This window comes from Streptomyces sp. XM83C, from assembly GCF_023072675.1.
In the GTDB taxonomy this organism is placed as follows: domain Bacteria; phylum Actinomycetota; class Actinomycetes; order Streptomycetales; family Streptomycetaceae; genus Streptomyces; species Streptomyces thermocoprophilus.
On the sequence record NZ_JALLGL010000024.1, the window covers coordinates 26,715 to 38,616 of the forward strand.

Annotated in this window: 11 protein-coding genes; 8 read left to right on the forward strand and 3 right to left on the reverse strand. The window is 75.2% G+C overall.

All coding sequences use genetic code 11. The annotated features are described in order from the left end of the window. Positions 1–56 precede the first annotated feature (56 nt). The 3 genes from MTQ10_RS05150 (at position 57) to MTQ10_RS05160 (ending at position 3,078) form a co-directional block, all read left to right on the forward strand. On the forward strand, positions 57–722 hold the full coding sequence (locus MTQ10_RS05150) for a histidine phosphatase family protein (RefSeq protein ID WP_247462699.1): 666 nt from the start codon (positions 57–59) through the stop codon (positions 720–722). 175 nt (positions 723–897) lie between these two features. Beyond that, positions 898–2,517: an ABC-F family ATP-binding cassette domain-containing protein gene (locus MTQ10_RS05155; RefSeq protein WP_247462701.1), complete on the forward strand. Its 1,620-nt coding sequence runs from the start codon at positions 898–900 to the stop codon at positions 2,515–2,517. Positions 2,518–2,799: 282 nt separating this feature from the next. Further along, entirely contained in the window at positions 2,800–3,078 is a 279-nt protein-coding gene (locus MTQ10_RS05160) for a DUF6158 family protein (RefSeq protein ID WP_247462702.1), read from the forward strand. 39 nt (positions 3,079–3,117) lie between these two features. On the opposite strand, the gene MTQ10_RS05165 is transcribed toward MTQ10_RS05160, so the two are convergent. Beyond that, positions 3,118–3,660, reverse strand: coding sequence for a type 1 glutamine amidotransferase domain-containing protein (locus MTQ10_RS05165; RefSeq protein WP_247462704.1), 543 nt, complete (start codon positions 3,658–3,660; stop codon positions 3,118–3,120). 447 nt (positions 3,661–4,107) lie between these two features. Here MTQ10_RS05165 and MTQ10_RS05170 point away from each other — a divergent pair, with 447 nt between their 5' ends. The 3 genes from MTQ10_RS05170 (at position 4,108) to MTQ10_RS05180 (ending at position 7,628) form a co-directional block, all read left to right on the forward strand. Beyond that, positions 4,108–4,827 (forward strand): hypothetical protein, encoded by a 720-nt coding sequence (locus MTQ10_RS05170; RefSeq protein ID WP_247462706.1) that lies wholly within the window; start codon positions 4,108–4,110, stop codon positions 4,825–4,827. Positions 4,828–5,211: 384 nt separating this feature from the next. Then, positions 5,212–6,459: an aminotransferase class I/II-fold pyridoxal phosphate-dependent enzyme gene (locus MTQ10_RS05175; RefSeq protein WP_247462708.1), complete on the forward strand. Its 1,248-nt coding sequence runs from the start codon at positions 5,212–5,214 to the stop codon at positions 6,457–6,459. Next, positions 6,456–7,628 (forward strand): MBL fold metallo-hydrolase, encoded by a 1,173-nt coding sequence (locus MTQ10_RS05180; protein ID WP_247462710.1) that lies wholly within the window; start codon positions 6,456–6,458, stop codon positions 7,626–7,628. Before MTQ10_RS05175 ends, MTQ10_RS05180 begins: the two co-directional genes overlap by 4 nt. Positions 7,629–7,733: 105 nt before the next feature. Here the strand turns inward: MTQ10_RS05180 and MTQ10_RS05185 are convergent, their stop codons facing one another. Both MTQ10_RS05185 and MTQ10_RS05190 read right to left on the reverse strand, forming a co-directional pair. Then, the gene (locus MTQ10_RS05185) at positions 7,734–8,318 is read right to left on the reverse strand and encodes a DedA family protein (RefSeq protein WP_308404539.1); all 585 of its coding nucleotides are present in this window, start codon (positions 8,316–8,318) and stop codon (positions 7,734–7,736) included. After that, positions 8,258–9,040, reverse strand: coding sequence for an MBL fold metallo-hydrolase (locus tag MTQ10_RS05190; RefSeq protein WP_247462714.1), 783 nt, complete (start codon positions 9,038–9,040; stop codon positions 8,258–8,260). The genes MTQ10_RS05185 and MTQ10_RS05190 overlap by 61 nt, the downstream gene beginning before the upstream one ends. A gap of 83 nt (positions 9,041–9,123) precedes the next feature. Here MTQ10_RS05190 and MTQ10_RS05195 point away from each other — a divergent pair, with 83 nt between their 5' ends. Continuing rightward, entirely contained in the window at positions 9,124–9,531 is a 408-nt protein-coding gene (locus MTQ10_RS05195) for a hypothetical protein (RefSeq protein ID WP_247462716.1), read from the forward strand. Positions 9,532–9,846: 315 nt separating this feature from the next. Next, positions 9,847–11,902, forward strand: a 2,056-nt coding sequence (locus MTQ10_RS05200) for an alkaline phosphatase family protein (protein WP_247462718.1), incomplete at its 3' end; no start/stop codon positions are given.

Here is an 11,902-nt window from a genome sequence, read left to right on the forward strand (position 1 = left end):
GGCCGTTTCCCGACCGGCGGACCGTGCGCGGACCGCCCGCCAGGAGGAAGTCCCCGATGCGTCTGCTCCTCATCCGCCACGGCGAGACACCCTCCAACGTCGACTCCCTCCTCGACACCGCCGTGCCCGGCCCCGGACTGACCGACCTCGGGAAACAGCAGGCCGAGGCCCTGCCCGACGCCCTCGCCGGCGAAAACATCGGCGCCGTCTTCGCCTCCACCCTCGTCCGCACCCAGCTCACCGCCGCGCCGCTCGCCGCGGCCCGAGGCCTGGAGGTACGCGTCCGGGACGGCATCCGGGAGATCTCCGCCGGCGACATGGAGATGCTGCCCGGCCACTCCGAGGGCGCCCGGATGTACATGACGACGGTGTTCGCGTGGGCGGACGGCGACACCCGGCGGCGCATCCCCGGCGGGGAGAGCGGCGAGGAGGTCCTGAGCCGCTACGACGCCGTCGTCGCGGAGGCCGCCGCGCTCGGCACCGGCACGGTCGCCCTCGTCAGCCACGGCGCGGCCATCCGCATGTGGACCGCGGCCCGCGCCGCCAACCTCGACGTGTCCTTCGCCGCCGCGCACCCCCTGCGCAACACCGGCGTCGTCGCCCTCGAGGGCTCCCCGTCCACCGGATGGACGGCCCTGACCTGGGCGGGGCAGACGGTCACCCCGGCGGGCGCCCCCGGACCGACCGGCCGCCGGGTCGACGAGGCCGCCGACGACGCGTGAGCTGGCGGACACGACCGGGCGCACCACCCCCGCGCCCCCGGGCGCCCGCTGGCCATCGCCCTGACCTGCGCGCCGACGCCCCGGCGCGGGTGAAGCCGAGGGCGGCCCGGGGCGGTCCTGGGGCGGCGTAAATCCGTTTGCCGCCCGCCGACAGCGGCCCGCAGAATGCGACCCCATGGGACATCTCGAAGCAGCGCACCTTGAGTACTGCCTTCCCGACGGGAGGGCGCTCCTCGGCGATGTCTCCTTCCGCGTGGGCGAAGGCTCCGCCGTCGCCCTCGTCGGCCCCAACGGCGCCGGCAAGACCACCCTGCTGCGGCTGATCTCGGGCGAGCTGAAACCCCACGGCGGCACGATCACCGTCAGCGGCGGACTCGGCGTGATGCGCCAGTTCGTCGGCTCCGTACGGGACGACAGCACCGTACGCGACCTGCTGGTCTCCGTCGCCCCGCCGCGCATCCGCGAGGCCGCCCGGGCCGTCGACGCCGCCGAGCACGCCGTGATGACCGTCGACGACGAGGCCGCACAGCTCGCCTACGCGCAGGCCCTCGCCGACTGGGCCGAGGTGCGCGGCTACGAGGCGGAGACCCTGTGGGACATGTGCACCACGGCCGCACTCGGCGTGCCCTATGAGAGGGCCCAGTGGCGGCAGGTGCGCACCCTCTCCGGCGGCGAGCAGAAACGGCTCGTGCTGGAGGCGCTGCTGCGCGGCACCGACGAGGTGCTGCTCCTCGACGAGCCGGACAACTACCTCGACGTACCCGGCAAACGCTGGCTGGAGGAACAACTGCGGGAGACCCGCAAGACGGTCCTGTTCGTCTCCCACGACCGTGAACTCCTCGCCCGCGCCGCCCAGAAGATCGTCACTGTGGAACCCGGCCCGGCCGGCGCCGACGCCTGGGTGCACGGCGGCGGCTTCGCCACCTACCACGACGCCCGCCGCGAACGCTTCGCCCGCTTCGAGGAACTCCGCAAACGCTGGGACGAGAAACACGCCCAGCTGAAGAGGCTCGTCCTGACGCTTCGTCAGGCGGCCGAGATCAGCGCCGACATGGCCTCCCGCTACCGTGCCGCCCAGACCCGGCTGCGCAAGTTCGAGGAGGCGGGCCCGCCGCCCGAGCCGCCCCGCGAGCAGGACATCAGGATGCGGCTGAAGGGCGGCCGTACCGGCGTACGCGCCGTCACCTGCGAAGCGCTCGAACTCACCGGCCTGATGAAACCCTTCGACCTGGAGGTCTTCTACGGCGAACGGGTCGCCGTCCTCGGCTCCAACGGCTCCGGCAAGTCGCACTTCCTGCGCCTCCTCGCCGGGGACGACGTCGCCCACACCGGGCGGTGGAAGCTCGGCGCGCGCGTGGTGCCCGGCCACTTCGCGCAGACCCACGCCCACCCCGAACTCCACGGGCGCACCCTGCTGGACATCCTGTGGCGCGAGTACGCGCAGGACCGGGGTGCCGCCATGTCCAGGCTGCGCCGCTACGAACTGACCCGGCAGGCCGAGCAGACCTTCGACCGGCTCTCCGGCGGCCAGCAGGCCCGCTTCCAGATCCTGCTGCTGGAACTCCAGGGCGTGACGGCGCTGCTGCTGGACGAGCCCACCGACAACCTCGACCTGGAGTCCGCCGAAGCCCTCCAGGAGGGCCTGGAGGGCTTCGCGGGCACGGTCCTCGCCGTCACCCACGACCGCTGGTTCGCCCGCTCCTTCGACCGGTTCCTCGTCTTCGGCAGCGACGGCCGGGTCCGGGAGACGAACGAGCCGGTGTGGGACGAGCGACGCGTGGAGCGGGCACGGTAGTCGCGGGCCCGCGCCCCGCGGCCTTCACGGCCTCCGCCGCCTCCACGGCCCGGACCGGCGGGCGCCTGCCCGACTCACGGCCACGGCCGTCCGACGGCCCTCGTGATCACGTACGGCCCCTCCCCCGCCGAGGGGCCGTCACGGGACGCGGGGCGGGGGCCCGCACGGAGGCCGAGAACCCGGTTTGTCCGTACAGTGGATGCAGAACAGCGAGATCCTTGGCTCCCTCCCGGGCGCCGCTCGGAGGTCGTGCCTGTGCCCCCGGGCGGGTACCCGGACACCATGAACGGACACGACGAACAGGGCACCACCATGAGCGGAGTCGACCCGGCGCGGCTGAACGACCAGCAGCTCATGAAAGAGCTGGAGACCATCCACCGCACCCGCCACGACACCCTGCTGTACGGCTCGAGCGACGCGCTCCGCGCGCACAACGAGCGCATGGCCCAGCTCGAGGGCGAGTACCTGCGCCGCAACCCGCAACGGCTCGTCGCCGCCGGGCGCACCCGCGAAGGGGCCCGGGAACGCACCCGCGCGGAGTCGGCGGCTCCCCGCACCTGACCGCACCGGGTGCCCGGCGCGGTCAGGTGATCGTGAGCGTCAGCCGGCCTCCTCGGCGAACACCTCCAGGTACGTCTCGCAGAACGCCTTCAGATCGTCCGGCTTCCGGCTGGTGACCAGCCTGCTCGGCGCGTGGTCGCACACCTTCACCTGCTCGTCCACCCAGGTGCCGCCCGCGTTGGCGATGTCCGTGCGCAGGCTCGGCCAGGACGTCAGCACCCGGCCGCGTACGACATCGGCCTCGATCAGCGTCCACGGCGCGTGACAGATCGCGGCGACCGGACGGCCCAGTTCGAAGAAGTCCCGTACGAACCGCACGGCCCTGTCGTCCATGCGCAGGAAGTCGGGGTTGGCCACCCCGCCCGGCAGGACCAGCCCGCCGAAGGACGCCGCGGACGCATCACCCACGACCTCGTCCACCGGGAACGTGTCCGCCTTGTCCAGGTGACCGAACGCCTGGATCTCGCCGGCCTCCGTGGACACCAGCACCGGTTCGTGCCCCGCGTCGACGGCGGCCTGCCACGGGTCGGTCAGTTCGACCTGCTCCACCCCTTCGGGGGCGGCCAGAAACGCGATGCGCATGGGGATCAGCCTTTCTTGTTCGTCGTGCTCGTCGTGCTCGTCGTGCTCCGCGTACGCATTGACCGCGGGCCGGCGGGCCGCCGGGCCTGCGGCCCTGTGGTCCTGTGGTCCTGTGGGCCGCCGCTCGTGACCGCCCACCCCGGCCGTGGCCGGACGCCGGCGTGACGGCTGCCCCGCTCGCCCGGCCGGTCCGCCTGACGGTGCGGCCGGGGACCGGTGACGTGCCTGCCCGGCGCGAGGGTGGGGCGATGCCGTACCGGACGGCCCGTGCCGGGTCTCCGGCCCGTGTGCGGGGAAACCTCGCGGCCGTGACGGGACGCACCGCCGTCACCCTGTTGGCCGCCCCGGTCCCGCCAATGGCTGTCGGCCGCGCGCGGCCCCGGCACCGGCGGGCTGTGATGGCAACGGAGGCACGTGACCGGCGTGCCGCCGGAAGGAGTCCCGCCCATGCGCCGCCGCACCGCCCGTGTCCTGTCCGTCGCCCTGCTCAGCGGGGCCGCGGTGGCAGCCGCGGCACCCCAGGGCGTCGCGGACCCCGCCGCCGAGGTGGGCCCGGCGTCCGTGCAGCCGGGCGGCACCGTCACGGTCACCGTCACTTGCGACGGCCTCGACGGCGGCGCCCCCGACACACTGGAGGCCACCTCGGACGCCTTCGAGGAGGAGACCGTCCCCCTGCGCAAGGTCTCCGACGGCGACAGCGCCACCGGCACCGCGTCGGGTACGGCCGACGGCACCGCCTACCGCGGCACCGCGCGGATCGCCCCCGCCGACGAGTTCGACGACCTGGAGGGGACCGGCCCCGACACCGCGTGGACCGTCGACGGCACCTGCCCCGCGGGGGCCGGCGGCAGCGGCAAGCCGTGGAGCGCCACCTTCGACGTCGCCCGCACCTCCCCGCAGCACGGCGGCACCGCACCGCCGGGTCCCGTGCCGCCGCCGCTGCCGGTGACCCCGCCGCCCGTCCCGGTCCCGCCGCACTCTCCCTGCCCGTCACCGCACGGCACGTCCTGCGGCGCCGCCGCCCTGCCGCACGGGGTGCGGGCCGGCGAGGGCGGGACGTTCACCCCGTCCGTGCCCGCGCTGGTCGCGGGCGGCCTGCTCATCGCGGGCGCGGCAGGCGCCGCCGTGCACCGGCTGCGGCAACGCGACGACACCCCGCACCGCTGACGCACCCCCGGCAACACCCTTGGGGGAGCCCCCCGACCGCACCGAGAGACCCTGACGAGGCACCGAGCGACCTGATGGACCACTGAGCGATCCCCTGGACGACCGAGCGATCCCGACGAGGCACCGAGCGACCCTGACGGACCACTGAGCGCCCCCGACGGAACACCGGGCAACCGCGACGGGCCACTGAGCCCCCCGCACGCCCGCCGACGGCCGGGGCCGGGGCCGGGCCGTCGGCGGATGTGACACGCGCGACCCCGGCGGACTGCCATGGCCTGTGGGGTACGGGGGTATCCGCACAGTGGGCAGCTGGACACCGAGGCACGACGAACGACGAGGCTCCCGGCACGGCCACCGGCCGGCGGGAACCGGGCGGAGGTACGCATGCGGCGGACAGACCCCCAGAGCCACGGTCCCGTCCGCTTCGGGCCGCCCCTCCCCGGCGACGGACTGCCCGTCCTGCCCGACCTGGCCGATCGGGTCGCCGCCGCGGCCGGACGCACCGACGTCGAACCGGCCGGCGGCGGCACCGCCCTCAGGGAGGCAGCCTGCGGCTGGTTCGCCCGCCGCGCCCTGCCCGCCACCCCGGACCGGGTCGCCGCCGCCCCCGGCGCCAACGCCCTGCTCGTGGCACTGACCGCCGCCCTCGGCGGTGACGTGCTCGTGCCGCGCCCGTGCGCCGCCTGGTGGGCGCCGTACGCACGCATGCTGGGCCGGCCCGTCTTCCACGTCGCCACCCCCGCCGAGTGCGGCGGCATCCCCGACCCGTACGCGCTGCTGGAGACCGTCCGCCGGGTACGCGACGAGGGCGGCGCCCCCCGGCTGCTGGTGCTGTCCGTCGCCGACGACCCCACCGCCACCGTCGCCCCGCCCGAGGTGCTGCACGAGACCGTCGAGGCCGCCGCCGGCGAGGGCCTGCACCTCGTCAGCGACGAGACCTGGCGCGACACCCTGCACGACCCGCACGAGACCGTGCTGGTCAGCCCCGCCGAGATGCTGCCCGACCGGGTCACCGTCGTCGCCGACCTGGCCGGCGCCCTGCTGCCCGCCGCCTGGCCCGCCGCGATCGCCCGCTTCCCCGCAGGCGACCACGGCGCGGACCTCCACGCGCGCGTACTGGACGTCCTCACCGCGCTCGGCGCCTGCGTCGCCGCGCCCGTCGCCGCCGCGACCGCTCACGCCCTGACCGAGCCCGCCCCGGTCACCGAACGGGTCGCCGCCTCGGTACGGCTGCACGCGCGTGTGGCGGCCACCGTGCACGCCGCCGTCGTCGGCGCCGGCGCCCTCGCCCGGCCCCCGCAGGCCGGCCGCCACCTGTACGCCGACCTCGGCCCGCTGCGCCCGGCGCTGACCGGCCGAGGCGTCGGCGACGCCCAGGAACTGGAGGACTTCCTCACCGGGCGTCTCGGCATGCCCGCGCCGGGCGGCCACCGCTTCGGCGACGATCTCGGCGCCCTGCGCGTCCGGCTCTCCACCGGGCCGCTGCTGGGCGCCACCGACGCCGAGCGGGCGGAATGCCTGACGTCCCCCGTCCCGTTGGAACTGCCACACGTGCACCGCGCGTTGCTCACTCTGAGGTCGGTCTTCGACGATCTCCGCGACGACGCTCAGCGATGGGAGCCCCTTCGATGACGCAGCAGTCCGAGTCGAACACCCCGACAGCCACCACTGGTTCGAGCGCCACCGTCACGACACACCCCACCCGTGCCACGGCCCCGACGGGCACCCGAGGCGCCCCGAGCACCCCGGGCGCCGGCAGAGGCACTCCCACCACCCCGGGCAGCACGCCGGGCTCGTCGGCGCCGCCGTCCCCCACCGCGCCCGCGCCGTACCCGCCGCTCGCCGCACCCCGGCCCCTGGGCGAACGCCGGGTGTGGCCGCGGACCTTCCACGACCGGCTCACCGCCCCGCTGCCCGGCCTGAAAGCCCTCGCCCGCTTCGCCCGCGAGGGCGCCGTACGCCCGGACCGTGAAGGCCTCGCCGACATCCCCCGCCTGCCGTACGCACCCGCCCCTCTGCCGCGCGTCGACACCCGCACCGTCGCCGTCACCTGGGCCGGGCACGCCAGCTGGGTGGTGCGGATCGGCGGCCTGACCGTGCTGACCGACCCCGTGTGGTCCCGCCGTATCCTCGGCACCCCCGCAAGGATCACCCCCGTCGGCGTGGCCTGGGAGGAACTGCCGCCCGTCGACGCCGTCGTCATCAGCCACAACCACTACGACCACCTCGACGCCCCCACCCTGCGCCGCCTGCCCCGCGACACCCCCGTCCTCGTGCCCGCGGGCCTCGGCCGCTGGTTCCAGCGCCGACGGTTCACCCGCGTCACCGAACTGGACTGGTGGGAGGCGGCCGAACTGCGCGGCGTCCGCTTCGACTTCGTGCCCGCCCATCACTGGTCCAAGCGCACCCTCACCGACACGTGCCGCTCGCTGTGGGGCGGCTGGGTGCTCACCGACCCGGACGGCCGGCGCGTCTACTTCGCCGGCGACACCGGCTACGGCCACTGGTTCACCCGTATCGGCCGCCGCTACCCCGGCATCGATCTCGCCCTGCTGCCCATCGGCGCGTACGACCCCCGCTGGTGGCTCAGCGACGTGCACTGCGACCCGGAGGAGGCGGTCAGGGCGGCCCAGGACCTGGAGGCGCGCCGGATGGCCCCCATGCACTGGGGCACCTTCATCCTGTCCGCGGAGCCCGTGCTGGAGCCGCTGACCCGGGTTCGGGCCGCGTGGGAGAAGGCCGGCCTGGACCGCGACGACCTGTGGGACCTGCCGGTGGGAGGCTCACGCGTCCTGACCTGACCCGAGCCGACCTGCGCGGCGGAAGTCCGGCGCCGCGACGGCGGCCCACTGCCCGGGAACCGCCGACCGCTGCTGGGGGACTGCGCCGGCCGCTGGAGGCGCCGCCTACCGCTGGAGGCGTCGCCACACGCCCGGAGCGGTGCTCACCAGCAGCGTCAGCAGCACCGCCGCCAGCACACCCTCCCACGGCTCCGGGAACAGCGATCCCCCCAGAATGCCGATCAGCTGATACGTCACCGCCCACGCCAGGCACGCCGGGACATTGCCCCGCGCGAACCGGCGCAGCGGCCAGTCCGCCATCAGACACGCCAGCATCACCGGGATACGCCCCGCCGGCACCAGCCGCGACAGCACCAGCACCGTCACCCCGTGCCCGGCGAGCTTCTCCTGCGCCTGAGCCAGCCGCTCCTCCGGCGCGCGGGCCCGGATCGCCTCCAGCCAGCGCGAGCCGTTCTTCGACCGCATCCCGCGCCGCCCGAGCCAGTACAGCGCCGCGTCCCCGCAGAACGCCGCCAGCGACGCCGTCACGAACACCAGCGCCAGCGCGAACGGCGCCGTCTGATGGAACGCCACCACCGCCGCCGAACTCACCAGCGCCCCGGTCGGCACCACCGGCACCAGCGCGCCGATCAGCACCAGCAGGAACAGCGACGGATAGCCCAGCGCCTGCTGCGTCGACTCCGGCGGCACGGTGGTACGCGCCGCGGCCAGCACCCCGGCCGCGCGAACTCCGTGCCCGGCGAGTGGAACTCGTGCGGCCGCACCGCGTCCATGCCGATCGGCCAGAACGTGCCGTAGTGCACCGGCACCGCGGCGCGCGGCCCCAGCATCGCCAGCGCCCGCGCCGCCCGCCCCGCGTCCAGATGTTCCTCACCCAGAAACGGCCCCCACCCGCCGACCGGCAGCAACGCCACGTCGACCGGCCCGACCTCCTTCGCCATCGACTCGAACAGGCCGGTGTCCCCCGCGAAATAGGTGCGCGTCTCGCCCTCCACGACATACCCGAGCGCGGGAGCACGCTGCGGGCCGACCGGCAGCCGCCGCCCGTCGTGCCGGGCCGGCACCGCCCGCACCAGCAGATCGCCGACCGTCGTCTCGTCACCGGGGGCCATCTCCCGTATCCGCAGATGGCGCAGGCGCCCGAACCCGGGCACGGCGCGCGGCGCACCCCGGGGCACGAGCAGGCGCGTGCCCGGCGCGAGCGCCTGCAAGGAGGGCACATGAAGGTGGTCGGCATGCAGATGCGACACCAGTACGACGTCCGCGCGCCGGGCCTCCGGCGAGGGCGTGCCCCCGCGGCGCCGCCGCAGGTGCGCCAGCCTGCGCGCGAACAGGGGATCGGTCAGCACACGGACGCCCGAATCCTCGACCGTGCAGGTGGCGTGACCCCACCAGGTGATCTCCGCCGGCACCTCTTTGCCTCCTTCGCGCGACTCCCCGAAGCCTACGGGCAGGAGTAGGGTCGGCGACGAAACCCGGAGGTGAGGGGGGCGCCATGGGACCGGTCCGTGTCCGTGTCACGGCGATCGCGAGTCTGACGCCGCTGGAGGAACTCGAGACGGACCCCTTTCTGGTGGACTCGCGCAGCCAGCACGCCATCTGCGCCCGGTGGGCCGCCGAACGCGGCTACGTCGTCGCCCGGGAGCTCCTCGTCAGCGGACTGCGACCCGATCACGGGGCGCTGTGGGACGGGGTCCGGCCCGGGGTGGACGTGTTCGTCGCCCCCAGCCGGCGCGTGCTGGAGAGCGCGCTGGCGTCCGTGGAGGAGTTCGCCGCGGAGTGCGCGCGGCGCGGGGTGCGGGTGGAGACGGTGGGATGCGCCGAGCCGGCGTACGACGCGCAGATGAAGGCGCGGGTGCACCGACGGCTGTCGATGCCGACGGCAGGCTACGACGGCCGCTGACCCCTTGCCTCAGCTGCGGTTCCGTTTCCACCCGCGGGCCGGTGGAAGGGCTTCGCGCAGTCCCCCGCGCCCCGTTGTCCGGCGGGGCCACCATTTTCACCTGCGGCCCGGTGGGGGCTGGTCGCGCAGTTCCCCGCCCCTGAGGCGGGTGTCATGGGCGGCGAGTCCTCGGCAGCGGCGGGCGTCGCGCCGGGTGCCCCCTCGCGGGCGTGCCGCAGGCACAGGGGGGGCGCACGGGGGTGGCGTCGGCGTGCCGGCACCGTGTGTCAGGGTAGAAGCCCGGGGCCCGATGCGGACGCGGGCCGGGACGGCGAGGTGCGAGGCGTGCGATCGGGACGTTGGCGGCGGATCACCGGCCAGCTGGGCCGCAGCATCGCGGTGTGGGCCGTGTCCACGGTCACCATGCTCGTCCTCGCCGGCCTCCTGCCGGACTTCCAGCTCCAGTCCGCCGACGGCGACAGCGCCACCCGTATCGCCGTCACCGCCGCCCTCGGCGCCGGCGCCTTCGGCCTGCTGTCGGCACTGGTGTGGCCCCTCCTGGTCCGCCTGCTGCTGCTCGTCCCCGCGCTCGTCCTCGGCCTGCTGGTGTTCTTCCTCAACGGCTCCCTCCTGCTCGTCGCCCTGCGCATCAACCCGTCCGGCGACAGCGCCGCCGCCCCCGAGACCGCCGTCATCGTCGCCGCCGCGATGTCCGCCGTGGCCTCCGCCACCGGCGCCGCGCTCGCCGTCCGCGACGACGACGCCTACCGCCGCCGCCTGTACCGGCTCGCCGATCGCCGCCGCCGCGCGGGCCCGCCCTGCCCCGCCACCCCGGGCACCGTCTTCGTCCAGCTCGACGGCGTCGGCCACGACGTGCTGCGGGACGCCGTCCGCAGGGGCCTGATGCCCACCGTCGCCCGCTGGCTCGACGCCGACCGGCCCACCCACCGGCTCACCCCGTGGCGCACCGACTGGTCCAGCCAGACCGGCGCCAGCCAGCTCGGCATCCTGCACGGCAGCAACCACGGCGTGCCCGCGTTCCGCTGGTACGACAAACGACGCGGCGAGATCATGGTGTGCAACCGGCCGACCAGCGCCGCCGAACTTCAGCGCCGCGCCGTCGAGCACACCGGGGACGGCGGACTGCTCAGCGCCGACGGCGCCAGCCGCGGCAACCTCTTCAGCGGCGGCGCCGCCGAGAACGCCCTCGTGCTGTCGGTGTCCGCCCGCCGGGGCCGGGAGAACCGCTCCAGGGCCGGCTACTTCGCCTACTTCTCCGACCCCGCCAACGCCGTGCGCACCGCGCTGTCCTTCGTCGCCGAGGTCGCCCGAGAGATCACCCAGTCCGTGCGGGCCCGGCTGCGCGGGCAGCGCCCCCGTGTCTCCCGCGGCGGCCTCTACCCCCTCGTCCGTGCCTTCGCCACCGTCGTCGAACGGGACGTCGTCGTGGCCGCCGTCATGGGCGACATGCTCGCCGGCCGCACCGCCGTCTACGCGGACCTCGTCGCCTACGACGAGGTCGCCCACCACTCCGGCCCCACCAGCCGCGACGCCGAGAAGGTACTGCAACGCCTCGACCGCTCCCTCGCCCTGATCGAGAAGGCCGCCGAGCACGCCCCGCGGCCGTACCGGATCGTGGTCCTCTCCGACCACGGGCAGAGCCCCGGCGAGACGTTCCGCTCCCGCTACGGCCTCACCCTCGCCGACCTGGTCAGGGCCGGCTGCGGGCTGCCCGTGCCGCGCCGGGCACGCCGCACCCGCAGCGGCGCCGAGGCCCGCGCCGCAGTCCGCGCCGCGCTGCGCCGCCCCGTCGAGGAGGGCCGCGAGCGGGACCGTACGACGGGACGCCCCAGCGAGCCGATCGTGCTGGCCTCCGGCAACCTGGGCCTGGTCTCCTTCCCGGACGTCGCCCACCGCTTGACGAAGGAGGAGATCGACGCCCGTCACCCGGCGCTGCTGACCACCCTCGCCAACCACCCCGGCATCGGCTTCCTGCTGGTCGCCAGCGAGAAGCACGGCGGGGTGGTCCTCGGGGCGCGCGGCGCCGAGATACCGCTGGACCGGCTGGACGAGGAGCCCGGCCCGCTCGCCGCGTTCGGGCCGGGCGCCGCCGACGCGGTGCGCCGCACGCACGGCTTCCCCGACACGCCCGACATCATGGTCAACTCCTTCCACGACCCGGCCGACGGCGAGGTCCTCGCCTTCGAGGAGCAGATCGGCTCGCACGGCGGGCTCGGCGGCGCGCAGAGCCGGCCGTTCCTGCTGTCCCCGCTGGTCTGCTCTCCGCCCGTCACCGACGGCTCCGCCCTCGTCGGCGCCGAACAGGTCCACCGCGTGCTGCGGCGCTGGCTGCACGAGGCCGACGACTGTCTCTTTTACACACATCCCAGCC

What these genes read in the sequence shown, in the direction of transcription:
- MTQ10_RS05150 (WP_247462699.1), top strand. Translation starts at nt 57, where the DNA reads ATGCGTCTGCTCCTCATCCGCCACGGCGAGACACCCTCCAACGTCGAC.
- MTQ10_RS05155 (WP_247462701.1), top strand. Translation starts at nt 898, where the DNA reads ATGGGACATCTCGAAGCAGCGCACCTTGAGTACTGCCTTCCCGACGGG.
- MTQ10_RS05160 (WP_247462702.1), top strand. Translation starts at nt 2,800, where the DNA reads ATGAACGGACACGACGAACAGGGCACCACCATGAGCGGAGTCGACCCG.
- MTQ10_RS05165 (WP_247462704.1), bottom strand. Translation starts at nt 3,660, where the DNA reads ATGCGCATCGCGTTTCTGGCCGCCCCCGAAGGGGTGGAGCAGGTCGAA.
- MTQ10_RS05170 (WP_247462706.1), top strand. Translation starts at nt 4,108, where the DNA reads ATGCGCCGCCGCACCGCCCGTGTCCTGTCCGTCGCCCTGCTCAGCGGG.
- MTQ10_RS05175 (WP_247462708.1), top strand. Translation starts at nt 5,212, where the DNA reads ATGCGGCGGACAGACCCCCAGAGCCACGGTCCCGTCCGCTTCGGGCCG.
- MTQ10_RS05180 (WP_247462710.1), top strand. Translation starts at nt 6,456, where the DNA reads ATGACGCAGCAGTCCGAGTCGAACACCCCGACAGCCACCACTGGTTCG.
- MTQ10_RS05195 (WP_247462716.1), top strand. Translation starts at nt 9,124, where the DNA reads ATGGGACCGGTCCGTGTCCGTGTCACGGCGATCGCGAGTCTGACGCCG.